Below are 23,061 nucleotides of genomic sequence, written 5' to 3' on the forward strand. Positions count from 1 at the left end.
TAGATTATGCAGGTTCTGAAAAAATATTGGTTGGGTGTTGTGATAGCTGTTTTATTGGTTACAGCAGGCGGAATGATCTATAAAAAACTGCATCCAAAAACACTTCCTGCAAATTTGGTTGAAGGGACAGGCCGCATGGACGGTGATCTGGTAAATCTCAATGCAAAATATGCAGGAAGGCTGGAAAAAATATCTGTTGATGACGGTGTACCTGTGAGCAAAGGAATGGTTGTGGGTGTCTTGAAGAGCAAAGAACTTGCAGCACAAAAAGCAGGGCTTGATGCACAGATTCAGGCAAAAAAACAGCAACTCGCAGCACAAAAAATTGAAGAAAAAATTGCACAGAAAACAATTCCGCTTTTGGAGAAAAAAGCAAAAGCACAGCTTGTCTCAGCCCAAGCCTCGCAACAGGCATTTGAAAAAAATATTTTGATACAAAAAGATGTCGTTGCCCAGGCAAAAAGAGATTTCAAACGCTCTCAACGATTGTATAAAAACAAAAGTATTGACAAGCACAAACTGGAACTTGCGCAACTCAAAAGGGATACAGAAAACAAAAAGCTTTCCGCACTGCAGCAACAGCTGAAAAAAATAAAATCAGCAGTAACTCTGGCTCGTATTGCACTTTTGGATGCGCAGGCATCACAGAAAAAACTTTTTGCCATTGCCGCAAATATTCAGGCCCTGCAAGATGGTATTGAAGCCCTCAAAGCATCCAAAGCACAGATAGAAGCGATGATTCAGGAGATGACACTTGTTTCACCTGTTGATGGAATTACGGTAGAAAAAATCGCCAACGAGGGAGAGGTAATAGCTCCTGGTATGCCGGTAGCCACACTTTTGGATCCTCACTCGTTGTATCTGAAAATATTTGTCGACACACTGCAAAACGGAAAAATAAAACTGGGTGACAAAGCGGTAATATTTCTTGATGCCTATCCAAATCATCCGATACAGGCAAAAGTAGTGCGTATTGCCCAAAAAGCGGAATTTACGCCCAAAGAGGTCAGTGTGCGTTCAGACAGAATTCAAAGAGTGTTTGCCGTACACCTCAAACCACTGGCAATTGCCCCTTTGTTAAAACTCGGTATACCGGCTGTGGGAGTTGTGTCACTTGATGGCAAAGGTCTGCCAAATTCACTCAATGACATTCCGGTACTCTAAAACAAGATGTCTCTTCTTGAAGTAAAAAATATCCGGGTCTCTTACAAAAAAAGAACAGGCATAGACAATGCCTCGCTCACAGCAGAGAGTGGAGAGATTATCGGTTTTATAGGAGCGGACGGTGCAGGTAAAAGCTCCCTTATGCATGCTGTAGCCGGTGTTATCCGTTTTGAGGGTGAGATTGTTTATGATGGTATCGCGTACCATTCACCCAAAGAGGCAGAAAAAGTAAAACCTTTTATCGGATTGATGCCACAGGGAATAGGGCTTGTTCTTTATGATACTCTGACAGTAGGAGAGCATTTGGAGTTTTTTGCCGATATTCGCAATGTTGCAAAAGATGAACAATTTCTTGCATATAGAGAAAAACTGCTGCATATGGCAGGACTGAGTGCTTTTGTTGAGAGAGAAGCCGGTAAACTCAGTGGCGGGATGATGCAAAAACTCTCACTTATCTGCACACTGCTGCACCGTCCGAAACTTCTTATTCTGGATGAACCGACAACCGGAGTGGATCCTTTGAGCCGTTTGGAACTGTGGGAGATTTTGGACAGCATACGCAAAGAAGAAGGAACAGTAATTTTAGTGAGCACCGCTTATATGCAAGAAGCCTCCAAAATGGACAAAATTTTTCTTTTTGACGAAGGAGAAATCATTGCCAGCGGAACAAATGAAGAGCTTATAGACTCTATCCGTCCGTATGTTTATGAAGAGGTTACATGTAAAGAAGAGTGCCTTGGTTTTAACAAGCGAACATATTCGCTGCAGCCTTTACATGTAAAGCAGGCAGAACCTACTCTGGAGGGACTCTTTTTTGTGAACGCGCTGCAAAAGAAAAAGCTCCTGCCTAAGGTCGTCATAGCAAAACGAGACAAAGAAATTGCAATACCGCCTGTTGTGATGCAGGCATATGGCATTACAAAAAGATTTGGCAGTTTTACGGCAAATGACCATGTAGACATAGAACTCAAACGGGGTGAAATTCTGGGTCTTCTGGGTGCAAACGGCGCAGGAAAAACCACATTTATCAAAATGCTTTTGGGTCTGTATCCGATAGACGAGGGCACACTTACCCTGCTTGAAAAAGTCATCCGCAGCGGAGATGATCGTCAAACGCTCAAGTCCAAAATCGGCTATGTAAGTCAGCATTTTGCACTCTACAATGACATGACTGTAAGAGAAAATCTGATTTATTTTGCCAATATGCATCAGATTCCTCTCAAGACTGCCTTGAAAAGAATAGAGCAGTATGCCAATGAACTCGGCTTTAAAGAGTATATGGATGAATTGCCAACTGCGCTTCCTCTGGGTGTCAACCAGCGTTTTTCCATAGCTGCGGCACTTTTGCACGAACCGCTTGTGCTGTTTTTGGATGAGCCTACAAGCGGCGTGGATACCATTGCAAGAGCACAATTTTGGGAGATACTTAAAAAGCTTAAAGAGCAGTGGCATATATCTATTTTGATAACCACACACTATATGAGCGAGGCGGAGTACTGTGATCGAGTGGTACTCCTCAAACAGGGAAAAAAGATTGCAGACGATACCATAGAAAATTTTTATAAAACACATCCCGATGCAAAGAATTTTGAAGATATTTTCTTGACATATTATAAGGATAGAGAATGAAACTAATAACCATTAAAGCCTATATATTGAAAGAATTTATGGAGCTTTACAGAACGCGTCTGATTGTGATGGTATATTTGATGCCGAGTATGATTGTACTGCTTTTTGGCTATGGAATCCGTATGGATGTAACGCATGCAAGAATTTTGATTATTGATAATGACCAGAGCAAATTTTCACAAATGCTGATTTCAAAATTTGAACATAGCAAATACTTTAATGCAAAGGTGTTACATGTAAGTGAAAAAGAGGCACTGCGCTCTATAAAACAGGCTAAAACCGATGCAGTTTTAATCATTCCCTCTTCTTTTGAAAAACAACTTTTACACGGACAAAAGAGTGAGATCGGTGTTTTTGTGGATGCCTCTTTTCCGACAAGGGCTACTACTATTGAGGGGTATATCAAGGGGAGTGTGCTTGATGGGGCAAGCGAAGTGGCACAAAGAAGCGGTTTGTCTGCAAAAGGGCTTATAGTGTTAAATCAGCGTACGCTTTTCAATCAGGCAATGCGGGATGAAGATGCCATAGTTCCAGGACTCATAGGGCTTGTGCTTTTGGTGGCTCCTGCAATTTTGGCAGCACTTCTTATAGTAAAAGAGAAAGAGCAAGGGACCATTTTTAATTTTTATGCTTCGCCTTTGAGTAAAGGAGAGTTCCTTCTTGCAAAACTTTTTCCTGCTTTTTTACTGCATTCTGTGAATATTTTTATACTTTTTTTGCTTGCAGTTTATCTGTTTGATGTTCCTTTTCGGGGAAGTTTTATGCTCTACTGGCTCAGCAGTGAACTTTATATTCTTATCAGTCTCTCTATCGGTATGCTTATTTCTATCATTACAAGCAGACAAATTGTTGCCGTTGTTTTGACAATTATTATCACCATAATTCCCGGATTTTTATACTCTGGTATGCTTATGCCGATATCTTCCATGAGTGGCGAGTCATATATTGAAGCGCATATGTTTCCGGTGATGTATTATACGCATATTCTTTATGATACATTTTTGATAGGACAGGGTTTGGCGTCTGAAAAAATTATCATGTATCTGTTAATACTTGTCGGGTTTGTTGTGGGACTTTTTACTGTCGGCACCTTATTGTTGAAAAAGGAGATGAGATAATGCGAATATTTGCAATGATTGTCTCCAAAGAACTGCTGAGTTTTTTACGTTCTATAGGATTAGTGGCTGTTGTACTTTATTCGTTTACACTCGATGTTTACATAGCCGGTTCCGGCATACAGATAAAACCGCGCAATGTTGTTGTCGGATATGTTGACAAAACAGGAGGGGGAGTAAGCCAAAAAATACTTGCACGGTTGCATCAACCGGAGTTTAAACCACCGGTTGCCTTTCTTTCGCAAAAAGCACTCTCCAATGCTATTTTTAACAAAGAAGTTATGGTCGGAATACTCTTTGACTCTGATTTTGAAAAGAACTACAAGAGCGGGAAAAAAGCACAGATCAATCTTTTGCTCGATGCTACTGCAGCATCGCAAAGCCTCACGACATTTATGTATCTGCAAAATATTGTATTTGACTTCCAATCTGTAAACTTTCCGCTTGAATTAAAGTCACATAAACTTTTTAATCAAAATGCTGACAATCACAGTTTTATGGCACTGACAGAACTGCTTTCAATTATAACCCTGTTGATAGTCATTTTGACGGCCATTGTTTTTGTCAAAGAAAAAGAGGACGGTACCTGGGATATTATGCTGCTTACTCCGATAAATCCCAAAATCATTATTTTGGCAAAAAGTTTTTCTCAGGTACTCATTGTCATGGCAGGCGTTGTTCTCTCTTTGGGATTTGTGCTTTTTGGCCAGTTTGATGTACCGCTCAACGGTTCATTTTGGGCATTTATGCTCCTGACATTTTTGTATTCTGTTTCGAGTGCCGGCATAGGACTCTTTGTAGCGGCTGTGTCCAAAAATGTGATGCAGGTGGCACAGCTTTCTATCATTATTATGATGCCGTTGATTTTTCTCAGTGGTGCATGGACCCCTGTTTATGCTATGCACCCGGTATTTCAGACACTCTCTTTGTTTTCACCGCTTCGCTACTACATAGAAGCAACAGAGAGCATCTTTTTCAGAGGAACGGAGTTTATAGATTTGTGGCCATATTTTAGCGGAGTTCTTCTTCTTGGAACGCTGCTGTATTGGTACGGTTTTAAAAAAATCGGAAAATTGTTTTAAATTAAGGCTCTGTTTTTAATTTTTTACTATAATAAAAGAAAAAGAGGGATTTTTTATGGCATTGGTATATATTGAGCAGGTTGAAGATATGGATGTGGAGGAGATGCAAAAAACTCATGAAAATGAGATTAAAATTTTAAATGCAATAGATAATCTTGCGATCTCTTACGATCGGGGGGAAGCGACACTCGAAGAACTTGAAGCAAAAATCGAGGAGTATGTAAAGCATGTTCATGAACACTTTGCAAACGAAGAACGTCTGATGCAAGAGTATAGTTTTCCTTCCTATGACATGCACAAGACTGCACATGACATGTTTTTGGAAGAATTGAATATGGCTCTTAAAAATTGGAAAAACTATAAAAAGGTTTCAAAAATTACTGATTTTATCCGCAGAGCACCCGAATGGATAGTCTTACATGTAAACACAGTGGACTACCCGACTGCAAATTATCTTGCAAAAAAGATGAAAGGTTTGTAAAACCTATTCATCATCCTCGTCGTCTTCAAAATCACTCAGATCAAATTCAATTTTTACAGGTTCTTCTACAACCTCTTTGATATCAGTGATGTTTTGGGGCGAAATATCAAGAGCCATTGCGACAAATGTTGCCAATGCGTTATCCTTTATAATTTCCTGGCATGTTTCAGAAGTATTGTAAATCGTAAGGATTTGATTTTTTGTAAGTACGTCACCTGGGTTTACCCCTAATTCTGCCGCAATATTATGCAAGTCCGGACGATTCAGCAAAACACCCTCAATTTTCATACAAAAGCCTGTTCTTAATTTTTTATTTGGATACATTGTTACTCCTATTCTTAAAATGTTTCTTTTGGTCGATTATAGCCAAAAAATTCAAGAAAAATATTTTGTTTGAATGGTATAATTTGACTTTAAAATAAAAAAGAGAAAAGAGAAAACAATGCACACATACCAAATTGCAGAATCAGTATTGGATGGCTATAAAAATGAAAAACTGACAGATGAAAGAGTTGATTTTTTAACAGCACAGGTTCATGAACAGCTTGATGAGATAGCCAAAAATAAAGCACTTTATGAAGATTTTTCAGCTCGGGCGAATGCACCAAAAAAGGTAGATAAAATTATTCTCTGGATACTTTTAATGTCAAATGAAAGCATATGCGACGATTATATAAGTGCGTGCAGCAAAAATTACAGAGAGATAATCCCTATAAGTGATTTAGCCGACTTGTTACTCTATGTAATACATTTGAAAAAAGTGCAAAACACTGAACTCGACGGTTTTGATTACTTGGTAGAGTGTGAAGAAGCAGGCATAGAGGAAGTAGACCAGTATGCCTTTACAAATGCTCTGCTCTACATTCAAAAACTCAAAGAAAAAGAAGTGGAGATGCAGTTTTAGGAAGAACAGCTTACATGAGATATTCCTGCGACATTAAACAGTTCAGCAGGCTTCTCTCTGTAGTATTTGTCTTCTGTCTCCGATGACTGTTCACTGTAGGGATCATTCATCACTTCCTGCAGCTCTTTTATAAGTGAATAATCTCCCTCCTGGGCCTTTTTGTATGCCGGAACAAGGAACCATTCACGGAGAATATATTTCGGATTGGTTTGTTTCATCTCTTTTGAGAGTTTTTTGCGGGACTCCGGAGTATCAATGTTAATGTTTGCTTTCCATTTTTCCAACCACTCGGTCCAGCTTTTTATAATCTTTTGATCATATAGAGAGTCACCGTAAAAGCTTTTCGCAATTGCGGAAATATTATCAGGTATGTCAGAGAGTTCACGAAAAAAGAGGGTATAATCGACCGAAGTCTCCATCATCAGTGTTATCAGTTCGTTAAACAAGGCTGCGTCAAAGGTTTTTAGACCCAGTTTGGCAGTCCACATCTGTATCATTTTAGTCTGCATGATTTTGGAAAAACCGTTCATAATTTCATCCAATTGTTTACTCTGTTTTTCATCTGCCTTGAGCAAAGGCTGAAGTGCATTACAAAACATTTTGAAATTTTGTTCCCCGGCCTGAGGTTGATTCAAAAATGAAAAGTGTGCTCCGCCACCCGTCCAGGGTTGATAGCTTGGATCAAACATGTCTATAAATCCAAACGGACCGTAATCAAGGGTAAAACCGCCTGCAGCACAGTTGTCACCATTGAAGTTTCCCTGACAGTATCCGACACGAATCCAGTTTACTACAAGTGAAGTAAGGCGGGAGCGAAATTCACGGGCAAGCAGCACTGTTTTTTCTTCCAGAGGTAAATTTTTGTCTATTACATCACTGTATTCTCTTTCAATCAGGTGCAAGACAAGCATCTCAAGTTCCTCCATCGCCTTTGGATGCTCATTTTTACGTGCCCTTCTGGCGAAAAGTTCAAGTTGACCCACACGAAGAAAAGAGGGGGCAACACGTGTTGTGATGGCAACATTTTCTTCTATCATGACTTCCGGATCCCTTGAATAGGAACCGTTCATAAACCAGGGCCGTCTTACTGTTTGGGTTTTTGACATATATAAACTTAAAGAGCGTGATGTGGGAACACCGAGGGCATACATGTGTTCTTGTGCCAAAAATTCTCTAACACTTGAACGCAGTACCGCACGACCGTCAGCTCCACGGCAGTAAGGGGTTCTTCCTCCGCCTTTGAGCTGCATTTCCCAGCGTTTGCCATTTATAACCCCTTCAAAAACAGATATTGCGCGTCCGTCACCATACCCGTTTCCTGTTTTAAAAGGACACTGTTCATAATACTCCGTACCGTAGATGGAAAGGGCATACCCCGTTGCCCAACCGGTACGACGCAAAGGCTCTTTTAGATGTGAAGTATCACCCGAAAACATGCGTATAAAATCCTCAGATGCAGCCAAGTCATCATGCAGTCCAAGTTCCTTAAAGAAGGTTTTGCTGTGCGCAATGTAAACAGGATTTTCTATAGGAGTAGGTTTTACAGGAACATAGTGCCCGCTGAATACCTGTCTTGGTGCATGATCTGCACCGTCTGCTGTAGCATTTGGATCAGGATTAAGTCTGTCCATTAGAGAATACTCAGCTAACTGTGCCAGATCATTGAGTGTTTTTATATCTTGCATATATTGTCCTTCATTTAAAATATAATATTTTATATCCCAAATAGCTTTGTAAGAGATAAATTATTGAAACTATTCTTTTCTAATAATAAACAGTGTATGTTTTGAGTACAATATGAACACTGATTTTAGAGATTTTTTAGCCATATATGAAGGAATATTGAGTGAAAATACGAGTCTATTACGAAGATACAGACACAGGTGGTGTCGTGTATCATGCAAATTATTTAAATTTTTGCGAACGGGCACGGAGTGAGACTTTTTTTTCCAAAGGTATGACCCCAGTTTTGGAAAACGGGCATTTTGTGGCCCGTAAAGTTACCGCAGATTTTTATAAAAGTGCTAAACTTGGTGATATGCTTGAGATATATACAAAACTTGTTACAATGAAAGCAGCTTCCTTTACACTGAGTCAGGAAATTTATAAAGAAAATGAAAAAATATTTGAATTGGAAATTCTTTTGGTATATATTGATTTTGATGGGAAAGTACAGAAATTAGATAATGAAAGCAAAGAACTCATTCTCTCTTTATTTTAGGAAATTATATGAAAAGTATAGATAAAAATGTAGTATATATAGGCTGGGTCAGTTTTTTTACAGATATGTCATCAAACATGGTTACTACTCTTTTACCTGTTTTTGTCGTCTATGTTTTGAATGAAGGGGTTGATAAGCTTGGAATTATTATCGCTATTGCAACATTTATATCCTATGCTTTTCGAATTCTTTTTGGATATTTAAGTGATAAATATCAAATAGTGAAACCGTTTCTTGTTGCAGGGTATCTTTTATCGACTGTTTCTAAACCATTGTTGGGTTTTTCACACAGTTTTATAAGTGTCGCATTATTGCAGGGGGTAGAGAGAATGGGTAAAGCCATACGAAGTGCTTCAAAAGACTCGCTTATCAGCAGTTATGTTAAAAACAATGCGCATGGCAGAACTTTTGGTTTTCATAAAATGCTCGATATTGCCGGAGAATTGAGTGGAGCATTTTTAATTTTTGTCATTTTTATGTTTATTGCGCAAGATGAAAAATCAATAAGATTCATTTTTGAACTGACGATCATACCAGGGTTGATTGCGGTTGCCATAGTAGTCTTTCTTGTAAAAGATGCACCAAAAAAGATAAAAAAAGATAAGCAGGTTATTAACAAGGAGGATTATAAGTTACTTCCGGTCCTGTTTATCTATTTCGGATTTTTGTTTTTTATCATGAGTGACCAGTTTTTTATTTTAAAGGCGAGAAATGAGGGTTTTTCTTTGGCAACTATTCCGCTTCTTGTAATGATGCTGACGGCTGTACAGACTCTTATGAGTTATTATGGCGGAGTTTTGAGTGACAAGATAGGTGTTATCAGAGTGTTGTTGCTTTCTTTTATTTTTGGTATTGTCTCTATATCTATGTTAAATATAAATCTATGGCTGGCATTTGCTTTTTTGGGTCTATTTACTGTTTTTAGTTTAAATGCTACCCGTGCATACATTTCTGAATATGCAAATTCCAAAGGATTTGTTTACGGTATTTTTTATGGCGGCATTGCTGTTTTTAGTGCTTTGGGAGCAATTGTTATAGGGTATATTTGGAAAAATTACGGTTTTGAAAATGCAGTGATAGTAAGTGAAGGAGGCATGGGAGTAATGTTCTTGACACTACTCGTCTGGAATATATTTGAAAAATCTCGATATTCCAGGGCGTAAAAGTTCTATATCATACATCATTTGATTGTCCAGAAGGTTGATATTGTATTCTCTTTCTTCACCGGTGATTTGTGCATAAAAGTAATCTATTCCGACAGTTGTAGTGTAGTTAATCCAGTCATACACAATGTCATTTCCCAACAGCGAATTTGTCTCAATCAAAATATTATTATCTTTGGTTATAGAATTTGCTACAATCATGTTTTTTCTGTCATTGTACTGCGTCATAGAGAGCAGCAATGGGTCATAATTAATCTGTGTTGAGAGGATGTTTGTAGCATTTACATCGTAAAGTGTCAGTTGTGATAATATCATTCCTGTTTTGATGATTGGGGTATTGACAAAAAATGAAGCATTGACAATGTCTTTATTTTCTTTTAAATATCTTTCAAGATTGGTTGTTCTTCGTGAAATAAAATAGGTAAATACTTTTTTTTCTTCTGAAAGATTGACATCTTCGTTATAAACACTGATTTCATCATTATAATACATAGTATCATTTATATCAGCGCAAGGGTGCAAAAACTCGTCTTCTTGATAAAATGCCAACTTTCTGCCTGTCTGTGACTTGTCAGAAAAAATAACCAGAGGTGAAACTGCTTCATGAAGTAGCATTTTGCTTTGCTGTTTGTAGTCAATACCTCCAAAAACAAGAGAAGAGGAGACAGTATGAACATCTTTTTTGTTCATAGTAGGAAAATATATATTTACATTTGGATCAATCTCAATAATGTTGTTTACTCCCTGTGCTGTAAGCGGTGCTATGACATACTCAAATCCATCTGATTCTATTTGCGTCAGAGCTTCTTGCAAATCTGATCTGTTTTCTGTCGGAATTTTGTAGCTTTTGAGCATAAAAGAGTTACTTTTTGTCATCAGATAGGCAAAAGCCGCATTTGTGGTGGTGGATGCGTATTTTCCTATTTTCTTGTAAGGCAGGAGCAGGGCTATTTTTAATTTCATGCCGGCGTTTGATGCGCCAAGATTGAGTACGGCAATGTTAATAATGCGTGCCTCATCCAACTCTTTGTCTGTCAGTTTCTTGTTTGCATGGGAGAGAAAAGAGAATATCTGTCCGTTTTGTAAAAGCTCTTTCATACATTTGTCGTTACATGTATAAGGGTCAAGGTCCTGAATATATATCTTTGGAATAGGAATATTGGATATCATAAAACTTTGTGCAAAAATGATACAGGGCGCAAGCAGAAATAGTAGTTTTTTCATAGGCAACTCTTTATGGTTTTTAGATCATTTAATGTGATTTTTTTCAACTCGGGGTTTCTCAAAAGATACTGGGGATGATAAACAGGGATGAGTTTATACTCTTTGTAGTCTATAACATGCCCTCTTACATTTTCAAAATTCACATCACCTGTCAGGTGAATATAGGCATCTTCTCCAAGTGTTACAATGACCTTTGGCTTTATAAAATCCAGCTGAGAAAACAGATAATTTTTACAGGAATTGAATTCGGAGGCAGAAGGCTTGTTTGATTGCAGGGGTTTGCATTTGACAGCATGTGTTATAAAAACATCTTCTATACTGAGATGTACAACTTTTTCTATCATATTTTTTAATGTTTCTCCGGATCGTCCTGTATAGTATGCATTTGCACGGTCCTGTGCCTGTGAAACACTGAAATCTATTATAAACAAGCTTGCATTCCGATTTCCGTATCCGCTCATACTTTGCGTTCTTGATTTGCTCAAATCACACAGATGACATGAGGATATATTTTGAGACAGAGCCGCTAATGTTGTTGGCGTTTCATAGTTTGTTTTATCATTTATATTAAAGTGTTCTATATATTCAAAACCGATAGCTTTTAAGCGGTACAGGTTTTGAAGTAAAACAAGATTTTGATAGGATTTCAATACTGCCACCATTTCTGAAAATATGACAAGAGTATAGTCAAACTGCGGTTAAATTCTACTTTATGGATTAAAAATATGTTATTATACATATGAAACACAGGTATAAAGGCAAAGACAGTATGAATAGTGATACTTTTGAAGTTGAAAATTTTACATTAAGTTCATCCGCTGAAGTTCCAGATGTAATATATGAAATTGGGCTTTTGGCGAAACATAAAGTATTGATTCATATCCTCTCATATATACACAATACTGTATTGGTTCAAACTTTAGTACGAGAGATCAACAAGACAGTACCGGATGCAAAAATAGTACTTTTAAAGCATGATGACAAGCAAAAAACTTCTGTTGTAGTTTTTACGATAGATACGGATGATACAGAGCATATAAGTGATGAAGTGCTCAAAGAGCTTTATAAAGACCATTCAAGCAAAAATTTGAGTATTCAAGAGTACAGGAGAGAACTTTTTAAACGTTATTTTACAGACCACCTGACTAATCTTCCAAACTTGTATCAACTTCGCAAAGACCTGGAAAACTGTGAGCAGTGCGGTTTGATTCTCTTGAAAATTGATAATTTTCAGACAATCAATAATTTTTACGGATTTGTAGTTGGCGATTATGTTTTGGAATATGTCGGAAAATACTTAAAAAAAGTCCTTTCGCCAAATCAGGTTTATCGTCTTTCAGGTGCAGAATTTGCCATTTCACTGGATGAAAATCTTGGTTTTTATCATTTAAAGAGTTACCTGAGTGAACTTTACGAAAAGATAAAAAACATAAAAGTCACTTATCAGGAAACACAAATTTTTGTTGATTTTACTTTAGCATCGTCATCAGACAGAATAAACAATAATATTTTTTCCAAAGTTTCCATGGCCTTGATGTATGCAAAGAAAAAGGGTGTTCCCTTTTGGATTTATGAAGACAAAATGCATTTTGAAGATGAATATCGGCGTAATTTACAACTCTCTTCAATTGTTCGCGAAGCGGTGCAAAATGACAAAATCATTCCATATTTTCAGGCGATTCGTGACAACAAAACGAAAGAAATTACAAAATACGAGTGCCTGGCAAGACTCGTAGATATGAACGGAAAGATTCTTTCTCCTTTGTTGTTTATTCCTATTGCTAAAAATATTAAAATTTATAATGAAGTGACAAAAAAAATAATCAACAAATCCTTTGCTGTTTTTGAAAAGAATGAGTTTGAATTCAGTATTAACCTTTCCATAGAAGACATCATGAGCAGCGAAATATTTAATTTTATCCTGAATAAACTGAAAAACTCTCACGCAGCTTCAAGAGTAACATTTGAGCTTTTGGAATCAGAAGCCGTGCAGGATTTTAAAAGGGTAGACAGGTTTGTCAGTGAAGTTGTCAGGTATGGCGCGAAAATAGCGATAGATGATTTTGGAAGCGGCTACTCCAATTTTTCATATATAACAAAAATTGATGCAGATTATATAAAAATCGACGGTTCACTTATAGAAAATATTGATGTGGATGAGGCTTCAAAAATTGTTGTCGATACAATTGTTCAGTTTGCTAAAAAACTGGGAATAAAAACAATAGCAGAATATGTGCATTCAAGTGTTGTTATGGACAGAGTGTGTGAATTGGGTATAGACTATTCACAAGGATTTTATATAGATGAACCATCTGTGAAATTAAATTTATAATAACAGGCAGTATGTTTGAAGTCAACTAAATATATTTCAATAGACAAAGATATCATAAAAGAAAATGCAGTATTTGAGTTTAATCTTTTTATTCCTTCAGAGAAAGAAAAAAAGATGCACTATTTTAAACATGCAGGCACTTTGGTGACTGCAGAGGATGTAGAAAAGCTTAAAGATATCAACGCTGTTTATATCAATGAAAAAGAGCGGGCATATTATCTCAGATATTACAACCAAAGAGTTGCACATGCTCAAAAAAAATACATAAACTTTGAAGAAAAAGCAGCTAAAATATATCATAAAGCGACTGTTATCCTTCATACTCTGTTTTCAAATCCGGAAGATCTCGAGACTTATAAAACATCCAAACATGTGATATATGAGCTTGTGGAAACTGTTGCAGATAAGAATTTTTCTATTGACTCTATTATAAATATAGCTGAACATCAGTATACAATAATGACACACTCTATTAATGTCTGCATTTACGCATTAAATCTTGGCACTTACTTGAAATTTTCCAAAGAAATGCTTGAGGCATTGGGAGAAGCGGCACTCTTGCACGATATCGGAAAAAGTAAAATCAATCCTGAAATTGTTGAAAAAAAAGGACGCTTGACAGAAATAGAATTTACTGAAATGAAAAAGTACCCGATGTTTGGCTATGCCATCGGATTAAAACTGGGAATAAAAAACAAAGATATTCTCATGGGTATCAAGTATCATCAGGAAAGAATGGACGGTTCAGGGTATCCTGCAGGACTCAATGGAGAAAATATTCCTTATATAGCAAGAATTATAGCTGTATGTGATGTTTTTGATGCGTTAACGAGCAGAAGATCCTATAAAGAAGCAATGGGAGTCTTTGAAGCATTATTGTTGATGAAAACGAAAATGAGTAAACAGCTGGATGTGAAGATTTTAAATAAAATGATAGAAATGCTCAGATAGAATTAAAAATTCTATCTGAAGAATTTAAGTTATTCTGTAACTTCTACGATTTCAGGCGTACTTTCCCAGATGCCGTGCTTAGTACAGTAACCATGTGCTACAAGAGTAAGTTTTTTCTTCATCGGTCTGATGTTGAAAGTTACTTCAGCATGAGATTTTTCATTTCCTAAAGTTCCAGGAACAAAAGTAGCCGTTGCCAATTTAGTGTCACCGTCATAAAGAGTGATAGACTCGATGTAGTGATCGAAATCATCCGGGTGAGTATATTCGTTACCCATTTTTACGTTTACTGCAAGCATTTCGCCTTTTTTAGCAACACCAGGTACGGTAATGAATGGTGAGTGACGGTCAATTAAATCTTTCTTTGCTTCTCTTTCTACTGTGTCAATGTCAACGTATTTGTTAATCTTTGGCATATTAAATTCCTTGTGTTAATTTATTTAACGTTATTGTATCTATAAAATCTTTAGCATTATCATAAATCAGAGCATATTTATCTTGTCTAAGTTTATACTAAGATTATTTGTTTTTTTTAACACTCTTTTTAACTCGGATTCTATTTAAATAAAGATCATACTGAGTAAAAGTACAAAACCGACAAGTGAAACTGTCAATGAAAGATAAAAATAGATGTTTTTGTCGGTATCTATTTCTCCTTTTTCCAGATGTGTGATCCATGTGAGGTAGTATTTATAGGTGTATCCAGCCAGAAGCATGCCGCATATCGTGATAAATATACCCAGATAATTGTAAAAGGCAATATGTGTCAACTGCGGTATGGTATCATGTTTTTTTCCTGTTAGCTCGACAGATATAATATGCAGAAACAGTTCAAATTTTTCAATAATAAAACCGAGAATAATAAGGGAGATAGAGGTTCCGATAAGTGCGGTAGTCGCTCTTTCTACTGCCATTAAGTCTTTCGGGTCGATAGAAGATTTTTTTTCTTGCATACTTGTATTTCCTAACTGAAATTTATTTAAGACATATGTGAACCATTTTAAGAGTTTTTAACCAATAAAGAGATAAAATCGCGTTAATTAATACATAAAGAGTCTAAATATGTTAAAACCATTACTAATTGAAATCGGTGTTGAAGAGCTTCCTGCGGTTCCTCTTTTAAAAGAGATGAAGAATATTGAAAAAAAATATGCCGATATTTTAGAAAAATATGCTCTCTTGAGTGAATTTGAATTTTATTATACGCCTCGCCGTTTGGTAATGTGGCACAGAGAATTTCCAATGCAGCAGGCTGACAGTGTAGAAGAATTTTTTGGTGCGCCTTTGGCAGTTGCCTACAAAGATGGCGTCCCTACCAAAGCAGCTGAGGGATTTGCCCGTAAATGCGGAGTTTCACTAGACGAACTCAGTACGGCAGAAAAAGGCGGTAAAGAGGTACTTTACTATAAAAAAGATGTTGCAGGAAAACCTTCGGCGGAACTCTTGCCAGAGATTATACATGCATGGCTCAAGTCGCTTGATTTTGGCAAATCTATGCGATGGGGCAGTTTGCATGAGAGTTTTATTCGTCCTGTTCGATGGGTAAATGTGCAACTAGATGATACGCTTGTTCCTATGCACATGTATGGTATAGATGCCGCCAAAACTACACGCGTGCATCGTATAGCAAATTTTAATCCTGTAGAAATAACAGGGACAAAAGAGTATTTTGAAACACTCAAAAATGGTGGTGTGACACTTTTTCAACAGACAAGAGAAGAAAAAATACTTGCCGACATTAAAACAATTGAAGATGAGAACAGTGTCAATGTTGAGATAGATGAAGATCTTTTTGCGGAAGTGGTTGCTATTACGGAAAATCCGACGGCGTTGTTAGGCTCGTTTGATGAAGCATTTTTACGATTGCCTCCTGAGGTTATTATCACTTCTATGAAAGAGCATCAGCGTTATTTTCCTGTATTCAAAGAGGGCAGACTTATCAATAAGTTTGTAGTTGTCTCCAATGCCCTGACAGATGATTTTTCTGAAGTAATAGCCGGAAATGAGCGTGTGCTTCGTCCTCGTTTGGCAGATGCGCTTTTCTTTTATGAAAATGACTTGAAAAACGGTTTGAGTACAAAAGGACTGGAAAAAGTTGCCTTTTTTAAAGGCTTGGGCAGTGTTGCGGACAAAATAAAGCGTGAAGAAAAAATTGCCAGTGCTTTATATGATATGTATCAGCCTGATGTAAAAAAAGAGGATTTGCAAAGAGCTATAGAGCTTGCAAAGGCCGATCTGATGAGTGAAATGGTGTATGAGTTTACAGAACTTCAGGGACTGATGGGCTACTACTATGCAAAAGAAGCAGGCGAAAACGAGGCTGTTGCCTTGGCTATAAAAGAGCAGTACCTGCCTGAGGGTGAAGAGAGCGAACTCCCTTCTGCGCCTTTGAGTGCCATAGTGGCGATGAGCATCAAGCTTGATACACTGCTTGGACTTTTTTCTGTCAATGAAATCCCGACAGGTTCTCGCGACCCTTTTGCCTTGCGTCGTGCAGTCAACGGCATTATCCGTATTGTCAATGAATATGGTTTTGAATTTGACATTGTGAAGACTTTAAAAGAGTTATCCGCAAATTATGACGCAATTGATTTGGAAAAACTTGAAAATTTCATTATAGAGCGTATCAGAAGATATTACAAAGTCAATCCGTCTATTATTGAAGCGGTTTTGGCTTCCGGTGAGAGAGAACTCCTGGCACTCGGTAGAAAAATAGAAGCACTCAATACTTTGGTCAATTCGGAAGGTTTTGATGAAGTCTCATCTACTTTTAAGCGTGTGGCTAATATCACGAAAGATATTGACCTAAATGCTGATTTACATGTAGATGAAAGCCTGTTTGAAGAAGAAGCTGAAAAAATACTATACAAAAGATACAAAGAAGTGATATCAAAAACTTATGAAAGCTATGAAGAAGAGTTGGATGCACTCCTTGGGCTTAAACCTGAATTGGATGCATTTTTTGACAATGTTATGGTCAATGCAGAAGATGAAAAGCTGAAAAACAACCGTAAAGCATTGGTCGCATCCATCTATAAAAGTATTCTGAAGATTGCCGACATTAAAGAAGTAAGTATATAAATGTATGATGTAGCCATTATCGGAGCCGGTATAAACGGCTGCTCTGTGGCGTATGAATTTATAAAAGAGGGTAAGCGTGTGCTTCTTTTGGACAAAGAAGGCATAGCAAGTGGAGGAAGCGGTGCTGCAGGTGCTTTTATATCTCCAAAATTTTCCAAAGCCGGCGAGCTTAAAGAGCTGCTTCAAGAAGCCTTTGTCTACTCTTATGATTTTTACGATAAAAATTTCCCTTTAACCTTCACAAAAGCACAGCTTGTTCACATTGCAAAAGAGGAAGCGGATGATGCAGGCTTGGATGTATATAAACAAAGTGCACCGCTGCCACTGCAAAACATTCCGCTTGATTTATACTCGCAATTGAGTGCAGAGGCAAAAAAAAGAGAGAGTGTTTCTATAGATGCCGGTGTCGTCGATGCCCAAAAAGTATGCAGTGATATGTCCTGCGGAGCGACATTTGTTCAAGAAAAAGCAGAGACACTGGTGTTTGATGATGAGTATTGGGTCATCAATGAAAGTTACAGCGCCAAAAATGTTGTGTTGGCAACAGGAGCATATGATATGCTCATCAAAGAGCCATACATCAAACTCCGTGGTGTTTGGGGACATCGCATAGATGTCACAACAACAACGCAAAACTGCTGTTCTGTGCATCAGCATGTCTCTATCTCCCCTTCAAAGAATGGAAAAATAGCCATAGGTGCCACACATAATGTGCATTATCATCCCGAAAAAAATCAAGAAGCGTACAACGCTGAGCAGGGCAGAGCAGAGCTGTTGAAAAAAGCTTCACAAACTATGCAGTTGGAAAATGTGAAAGTCATAAAAGATTATACGGGACTGCGTTCGGGTTCTTTTGATTATCTGCCGATGATCGGTTCTTTGGTACTTTCAAGCGAAACACTGCTTACATGTAAAGGCTCTTTGCATACGAAAAAGCCTGATTATTCAGAGTATGTCTATTATCCAAACCTTTTTATGATAAATGGAAGCGGCGGATACGGTTTTGTCTTGGCACCGTATCTGGCAAAAATACTGACAGAGCATATACTGCACGGAAAAAATATCAGTGAGAGAATCAGCCCGGCAAGGTTTTTTGCGCGTTGGGCTAAAAAGAGATAATCAGAGAGATTAGATTTTTACGCGTTGCGGCGGGAGCGTTTTGAAAATTGCTTTGACTGCATTGGCACGGACCTCTCTTGCTTTTCCGCCGGCAAAAGGAGAAAGATAGTAGGCTCTCTCTATACACTCGTCCGGGTCATAATTGTTGTCATACATAAAGACCACGTTTTTATCGAGTTTGTTTACATGTAAAGAGAGTGCTCTTGCATAGGCGATGATGGCTTTGTGGTGTCTGTCGTATTTGTTTCCTATGCCGAAAAAGACAAATTTTCCGCTGAGTCTGATGTTCGGTATATCAATATAGTTCAGCTGCTTGTCATATCGTGTAAGCTGAGAAGAGGTGATTTTGTCCAGGTCAGCATCAAACTCTTCTAAAATAGGAGTAGGTTCGATGTTTTCCCTGTTATAATTAAACAGATATCTGATCTGGACAAGTTTGCCTTTGTAGTGTTCTTTAAAGCCTGCGTTTAAAACATAGTCTTTTGGACTTTCATTCAGAGGGACAAATTCATCATACTTGTCAAATCCTTCTTCTTGCAAAAAACGGCTCATTTTATAACCGACCGGACTGACTTCAGGGTTATACAAAAAAACAGTTCCTGCGACAGTTTTGCGTTTTTTCTTAAGCATGTTTTCTAAATCATCAACGGTGATTTTTTCATCTTCGTTCTCATTGATATACATATACTGTTCGACTAAATAGTCCATATCAAAGTTTGTTGAAAATTTTCCAAATACTTGCATTTATTATCCTCTGGCACTTATTAGGCGAATTATACTATAATTCTTTTCATGATTTATATAGCTTTTTTAATTTTCACTTTTTTAATATTACTGTTTGCTTTTTATCAATGGCAATATTTTATGATTTTTCGTCCTACATATATAAAAGAGAGGCGTTTGTGCCAAGACTGCTCCCTTTTAAGTGCGAAAATGGATGACGGTATAGAACTTGAGGGTGCTGTGTATGAGCCGAAAAATCCGAAAAATACCCTGCTTATGTTTGTAGGTCGGAGTCATGACGGTGTGGCCCTTCTCAACAGGCTATCCCAGGTTTATCCAAAGTCACGAATAGTAGTCTTTAACTATCGTGGTTACGGTAAAAGTGAAGGTGTGGCAAATGAGAAAAATATTTTGCAAGACAGTCTGAAAATTGCAGAGTTGGTGCAGAAAAACTATGGTGATTTTTATCTTTTGGGCTACTCTTTAGGTTCAAGTGTTGCTGCGTATGTTGCTTCAAAACATAAAGTATCAGCACTCTTTTTGATAGGGGCCTTTGACTCCATAGGACAGCTTTTGCGCCAAAAATATTCTAAAATTTCTTATATGGCAAAGCTTTTACGGTATAAGTTCAAAACGATGCACTATATTGAAAATGTAAAAGCCGATACTTATTTGTTTGTGAGTCGGGATGATGAACTTATTCCTTTGCAAAATTCCAGAAATTTAAAAAAGCATATAAAAAATTTAGTGCATTATGAAGAGTTCAAAGGACTTTCGCATACGGAACTGTTTTGGGATCCGCGTGTTACAAATAAAATCAATGAAGTTATCACATGAGTGCAGGTTTGTATCTGAAAAAATTTCTAACATTTTTTGTAGAACCGCTTGGCTTGATTGTTACACTGTTGGCAGTCGGGCTTTACATGTTACATGTAAAGAAGATTCGTTTTGCAAAAATACTGTTTTTTTCGGGCCTGTTTTTACTGTTACTTTTCTCCTATCCGCCTTTTGCAAACTTTTTGGTACAGAATCTGGAAAACCAGTACCCAAAATTTGATTATAAACAGCAGGTTAAATATATACATGTACTCGGCAACGGACATAATACGGATCCGTCTCAGCCACTCTCTTCCCAAATCAGCAGTGCCGGTACAAAAAGAGTTTTAGAAGGAATACTCATACATAAAAAGATGCCGGAATCAAAATTGATTTTTACAGGATACGAGGGAGATACAAATACAACAAATGCAGCGATGAATGCAAAACTGGCACATGCTTTGGGTGTGGCATATAAAGATATGATTATAAACGGGAAGCCGGCAGATACAAAAGAAGAAGCAATTTTCACCAAAACACTTGTCACAGATAAGCCTTTTGTACTGGTAACCTCTGCCACACATATGCCACGGGCTATGCTGCTTTTTCGCTCACTCGGTATGCATCCCATAGCTGCACCGACAAATTATTACAAAAGTGAGTTCAGAGGGTATCTGCAGGTTCCCAAACCTGTTTATTTTTATATTTCAAGTATAGCAATTCATGAGTACCTGGGGATACTCTGGGCAAAAAGGAGTTTTTTCTGAATTGGTATTTTAGTGCCTCAAGAGTGACAAGGAAATAGCAACAGTCGGCACTGAAGTACCGATTCCAAGAGAGTGTGCAGTTCTTCGGAATCCGTGCTTCAGTACGGGCAAGAGTGGCATGAAAGCAAAAAAAAACAGTCGGCACTCAAATTCGGAACCCGTACTTCAGTGCGGGCTTTGCGTCTTTCAAGATAAAAGAACTTATAAAAGTTTTTTCATCAACTCAATATGATAACTCTCCTGATAATTGATAAAATCAAAAAACCTGGCAAGCTCTTCATCTTTGATAGCATCACTTAACTCTTTGCACATAATTTTTGCAGCCTCTTCTTCGGCAATGCCGTCTTTGACAAACTCTTCCAAATCTTTGACGACATAGGTCATAGTGTGCAATTCTCTCGGAAGTGCTAAAATGCCTAATTTCGCCATCATGTTGCCAAATGACTTGAGATGAAAGTGTGACTCGTCAACCAAATCTTGAAAAACATTAAAATGCAGTACGTTTCTGGTTCTTGCCTGCATGTAGGCATAGACTAAGATAAGCTCATACTCTTTGTACGACTCTTCAAACAAAAAGAGTGTCAATGCGTCAATTTGCTCCTGAGAAAGGTTTTTGTCTCCCCATTTACGCTGCATATTAAATGCGGTAACCTCTTGATTGTTTTTCTCATCTTTTAAAATTTGAGAAAGATACTCTAAGAGATAGGCGTCATCCGTTTTGATGCGTTCACCTAAAATGTTTTGTGGATAAAATGGCTGAGTCTCTTCTATTTGTTTTTTGAGCGCTGTAATGACTTCAAAAACTGTATTACGCTTATACAAGAGCATATCTCTGTCGTAATTATAATCCTCTCCTGTTTCCAAAGCCTCTTCGCCAAGCCATTTCATATGTCGAAAGGCAATTTGTGAAAAATCATACAAACGGGACTTGATTGTTTCATCGTTTATGGCAAATGAGGCAAAAAGTACAGCAAGCCAGAGTTCATGTTTTTTTTGATATGTTTTATTTATCTTCATCATCATCCTTTTTTGTTGCAGTTGTTTCGCAGCTCTCTTTCATTTTAAACAGATGCAGTTCTTCATCTGCACCGTTTTTTTTGTTTTCAAAATTTTGAAGTGATGCCAAAAAAGCGCTAAACACAATCTCGGCGCAAATCAGTTGCTGTGCTGAGAGTTTTCCCAGTTTTTCATGTATTTTTTCGACAGCAGTATTTGCGTAGTCCAAATCATTCTCTTTTATCATCTGCGTAAACATCGATCCGATAACTACGGTATCCTGACATCCGTTTGTTGCAAATTTTACATCTTTTATGATGTTGTCATCAAGTTTTGTATAAAAGATGACATACTCTTTTGTTTTTTCATCCAGAGCCACACCCACTCCGTCGGCATCATCCAGTTTTCCGTAATTTTTCGGATTCATCAGGTGTTCCAGGACTTCAGGGTTCAAGCCTTCTGGCATTTTTACATTTTCAAACATTTGTTTTCTCTTTTGAAATATTTATAATTTTTATAAGTGTAGCAAGAAAAGCATAAATTTACTCTTGAAATTCAATTTCTTCCATAACTTTTTCGGTAAAAAGGTAATCGCTCTTTTTGGCAATTTCATGACATTGGATGCAGGATTTGATCTTGCCTTCAAACCAGACATCTGTTCCTGTCTTGTCATAGACTCCGTACCACCAGTCACTGTTTTTTGTATCATACCCTTTATGCATTTTAACCATCACAACAAGACGTGCCAAATAGCTTCGTCTACTGTTTTTTTTATACAAAGGTTTTAAAATTACAGAGCCCTCGGGAAAGAACGACTGTTGTTCGATATACGGTTTTGTCGCAATCTCATTGGTATAAATATCGACTGCCGCATGGTGGTCATGTGAGTGCAGGAGTGCTTTGTTGATTTTATGCAGTTCTCTCCATTTAGGAAAAATAAAATCCTGCGATGCATCATTTTTAGTATGCGCCGCAAAAATATTTGCAGTTATGAGCAGAAGGAGCAGGAATAGATTATTCATCTTCCAAAGGTTCAAAAACATCTTTGGGTTCGCCGCAGTCCGGACATACCCAATCCTTAGGCAAATTTTCGAAGGGTGTGCCTGCAGGTATGCCATTCTCTTCATCACCCGCTTCAGGATCATAAATATAATTACATACGGTACATCTGTATTTTTGCATGAAATATCCTTCATATATAAAAATCAGTTATATCATATCATAAAAAGAGTCAATACAGAATTATGTCCTCTTAACAATGAGTTAATACGAAAGTGTTAGAATTAGCTATAT

At 37.5% G+C, this 23,061-nt stretch carries 25 protein-coding genes; 14 read left to right on the plus strand and 11 right to left on the minus strand.

Features of this window, described 5'->3' with window-relative positions; all coding sequences use genetic code 11:
* Window positions 1–6: 6 nt before the first annotated feature.
* From ACM66U_RS05305 to ACM66U_RS05325, 5 genes are read left to right on the plus strand one after another with little or no spacing between them, the layout of a single operon-like run.
* Window positions 7–1,164 (plus strand): HlyD family secretion protein, encoded by a 1,158-nt coding sequence (locus ACM66U_RS05305; protein ID WP_418641322.1) that lies wholly within the window; start codon window positions 7–9, stop codon window positions 1,162–1,164.
* A 6-nt stretch (window positions 1,165–1,170) separates the two neighbouring features.
* The gene (locus ACM66U_RS05310) at window positions 1,171–2,793 is read left to right on the plus strand and encodes an ATP-binding cassette domain-containing protein (RefSeq protein WP_418641323.1); all 1,623 of its coding nucleotides are present in this window, start codon (window positions 1,171–1,173) and stop codon (window positions 2,791–2,793) included.
* Window positions 2,790–3,911, plus strand: coding sequence for an ABC transporter permease (locus ACM66U_RS05315; RefSeq protein WP_418641324.1), 1,122 nt, complete (start codon window positions 2,790–2,792; stop codon window positions 3,909–3,911). The genes ACM66U_RS05310 and ACM66U_RS05315 overlap by 4 nt, the downstream gene beginning before the upstream one ends.
* Entirely contained in the window at window positions 3,911–4,990 is a 1,080-nt protein-coding gene (locus tag ACM66U_RS05320; protein ID WP_346388675.1) for an ABC transporter permease, read from the plus strand. Before ACM66U_RS05315 ends, ACM66U_RS05320 begins: the two co-directional genes overlap by 1 nt.
* Before the next feature lie 55 nt (window positions 4,991–5,045).
* Window positions 5,046–5,471, plus strand: coding sequence for a bacteriohemerythrin (locus ACM66U_RS05325; RefSeq protein ID WP_151900502.1), 426 nt, complete (start codon window positions 5,046–5,048; stop codon window positions 5,469–5,471).
* A gap of 3 nt (window positions 5,472–5,474) precedes the next feature.
* On the opposite strand, the gene ACM66U_RS05330 is transcribed toward ACM66U_RS05325, so the two are convergent.
* Window positions 5,475–5,795 (minus strand): hypothetical protein, encoded by a 321-nt coding sequence (locus ACM66U_RS05330; protein ID WP_151900501.1) that lies wholly within the window; start codon window positions 5,793–5,795, stop codon window positions 5,475–5,477.
* 118 nt (window positions 5,796–5,913) lie between these two features.
* On the opposite strand from ACM66U_RS05330, the gene ACM66U_RS05335 reads away from it, so the two are divergent.
* The gene (locus ACM66U_RS05335) at window positions 5,914–6,375 is read left to right on the plus strand and encodes a hypothetical protein (RefSeq protein WP_418641325.1); all 462 of its coding nucleotides are present in this window, start codon (window positions 5,914–5,916) and stop codon (window positions 6,373–6,375) included.
* Here ACM66U_RS05335 and ACM66U_RS05340 read toward each other — a convergent pair.
* Window positions 6,372–8,060, minus strand: coding sequence for a protein adenylyltransferase SelO (locus ACM66U_RS05340; protein ID WP_418641326.1), 1,689 nt, complete (start codon window positions 8,058–8,060; stop codon window positions 6,372–6,374). The genes ACM66U_RS05335 and ACM66U_RS05340 overlap by 4 nt on opposite strands.
* A gap of 161 nt (window positions 8,061–8,221) precedes the next feature.
* Here ACM66U_RS05340 and ACM66U_RS05345 point away from each other — a divergent pair, with 161 nt between their 5' ends.
* Together ACM66U_RS05345 and ACM66U_RS05350 are read left to right on the plus strand one after the other, a co-directional pair.
* Window positions 8,222–8,596 carry a YbgC/FadM family acyl-CoA thioesterase gene (locus ACM66U_RS05345; RefSeq protein WP_418641327.1) on the plus strand — a complete coding sequence of 125 codons (375 nt, stop codon included), beginning with the start codon at window positions 8,222–8,224 and terminating at the stop codon, window positions 8,594–8,596.
* Window positions 8,597–8,604: 8 nt separating this feature from the next.
* Window positions 8,605–9,759, plus strand: coding sequence for an MFS transporter (locus ACM66U_RS05350; protein ID WP_418641328.1), 1,155 nt, complete (start codon window positions 8,605–8,607; stop codon window positions 9,757–9,759).
* Here ACM66U_RS05350 and ACM66U_RS05355 read toward each other — a convergent pair.
* Window positions 9,712–10,983, minus strand: a complete 1,272-nt coding sequence (locus ACM66U_RS05355; protein ID WP_418641329.1) for a hypothetical protein — start codon at window positions 10,981–10,983, stop codon at window positions 9,712–9,714. The genes ACM66U_RS05350 and ACM66U_RS05355 overlap by 48 nt on opposite strands.
* Window positions 10,980–11,642, minus strand: a complete 663-nt coding sequence (locus tag ACM66U_RS05360) for a uracil-DNA glycosylase (RefSeq protein ID WP_418641402.1) — start codon at window positions 11,640–11,642, stop codon at window positions 10,980–10,982. Before ACM66U_RS05360 ends, ACM66U_RS05355 begins: the two co-directional genes overlap by 4 nt.
* Before the next feature lie 80 nt (window positions 11,643–11,722).
* Between ACM66U_RS05360 and ACM66U_RS05365 the strand changes: the two genes are divergently transcribed.
* Complete coding sequence (locus tag ACM66U_RS05365; protein WP_418641330.1) at window positions 11,723–13,315, plus strand: EAL domain-containing protein; 1,593 nt, start codon at window positions 11,723–11,725, stop codon at window positions 13,313–13,315.
* Window positions 13,316–13,330: 15 nt separating this feature from the next.
* A complete protein-coding gene (locus ACM66U_RS05370) occupies window positions 13,331–14,266 on the plus strand; it encodes an HD-GYP domain-containing protein (RefSeq protein ID WP_418641331.1) in 936 nt (311 codons plus the stop codon).
* 29 nt (window positions 14,267–14,295) lie between these two features.
* On the opposite strand, the gene ACM66U_RS05375 is transcribed toward ACM66U_RS05370, so the two are convergent.
* The gene (locus tag ACM66U_RS05375) at window positions 14,296–14,682 is read right to left on the minus strand and encodes a class II SORL domain-containing protein (RefSeq protein WP_151900453.1); all 387 of its coding nucleotides are present in this window, start codon (window positions 14,680–14,682) and stop codon (window positions 14,296–14,298) included.
* A gap of 144 nt (window positions 14,683–14,826) precedes the next feature.
* Window positions 14,827–15,219, minus strand: a complete 393-nt coding sequence (locus tag ACM66U_RS05380; protein WP_346388682.1) for a YidH family protein — start codon at window positions 15,217–15,219, stop codon at window positions 14,827–14,829.
* A 109-nt stretch (window positions 15,220–15,328) separates the two neighbouring features.
* Between ACM66U_RS05380 and glyS the strand changes: the two genes are divergently transcribed.
* Window positions 15,329–17,347: a glycine--tRNA ligase subunit beta gene (glyS, locus tag ACM66U_RS05385; RefSeq protein ID WP_418641332.1), complete on the plus strand. Its 2,019-nt coding sequence runs from the start codon at window positions 15,329–15,331 to the stop codon at window positions 17,345–17,347.
* Entirely contained in the window at window positions 17,348–18,466 is a 1,119-nt protein-coding gene (locus ACM66U_RS05390; protein ID WP_418641333.1) for an NAD(P)/FAD-dependent oxidoreductase, read from the plus strand. It begins immediately after the preceding gene.
* Window positions 18,467–18,475: 9 nt separating this feature from the next.
* Here ACM66U_RS05390 and ACM66U_RS05395 read toward each other — a convergent pair whose 3' ends face one another.
* A complete protein-coding gene (locus tag ACM66U_RS05395; RefSeq protein ID WP_418641334.1) occupies window positions 18,476–19,210 on the minus strand; it encodes a hypothetical protein in 735 nt (244 codons plus the stop codon).
* A 120-nt stretch (window positions 19,211–19,330) separates the two neighbouring features.
* On the opposite strand from ACM66U_RS05395, the gene ACM66U_RS05400 reads away from it, so the two are divergent.
* The gene (locus ACM66U_RS05400; RefSeq protein ID WP_230973230.1) at window positions 19,331–20,026 is read left to right on the plus strand and encodes an alpha/beta hydrolase; all 696 of its coding nucleotides are present in this window, start codon (window positions 19,331–19,333) and stop codon (window positions 20,024–20,026) included.
* Window positions 20,023–20,772, plus strand: coding sequence for an ElyC/SanA/YdcF family protein (locus tag ACM66U_RS05405; RefSeq protein ID WP_418641335.1), 750 nt, complete (start codon window positions 20,023–20,025; stop codon window positions 20,770–20,772). Before ACM66U_RS05400 ends, ACM66U_RS05405 begins: the two co-directional genes overlap by 4 nt.
* A gap of 201 nt (window positions 20,773–20,973) precedes the next feature.
* Here ACM66U_RS05405 and ACM66U_RS05410 read toward each other — a convergent pair whose 3' ends face one another.
* The 4 genes from ACM66U_RS05410 to rd are packed head-to-tail and all read right to left on the minus strand — an operon-like array spanning window position 20,974 to window position 22,950.
* Window positions 20,974–21,789 carry an iron-binding protein gene (locus tag ACM66U_RS05410; protein ID WP_418641336.1) on the minus strand — a complete coding sequence of 272 codons (816 nt, stop codon included), beginning with the start codon at window positions 21,787–21,789 and terminating at the stop codon, window positions 20,974–20,976.
* Window positions 21,776–22,252, minus strand: coding sequence for an iron-sulfur cluster assembly scaffold protein (locus ACM66U_RS05415; RefSeq protein ID WP_418641337.1), 477 nt, complete (start codon window positions 22,250–22,252; stop codon window positions 21,776–21,778). The genes ACM66U_RS05410 and ACM66U_RS05415 overlap by 14 nt, the downstream gene beginning before the upstream one ends.
* A gap of 58 nt (window positions 22,253–22,310) precedes the next feature.
* Complete coding sequence (locus tag ACM66U_RS05420; protein ID WP_418641338.1) at window positions 22,311–22,790, minus strand: cytochrome P460 family protein; 480 nt, start codon at window positions 22,788–22,790, stop codon at window positions 22,311–22,313.
* Entirely contained in the window at window positions 22,783–22,950 is a 168-nt protein-coding gene (gene rd, locus ACM66U_RS05425; RefSeq protein ID WP_418641339.1) for a rubredoxin, read from the minus strand. The genes ACM66U_RS05420 and rd overlap by 8 nt, the downstream gene beginning before the upstream one ends.
* Window positions 22,951–23,061 lie beyond the last annotated feature (111 nt).

Origin of the sequence: Sulfurimonas sp. ST-27 (genome assembly GCF_048081595.1) — a bacterium.
GTDB lineage: Bacteria > Campylobacterota > Campylobacteria > Campylobacterales > Sulfurimonadaceae > Sulfurimonas > Sulfurimonas hydrogeniphila.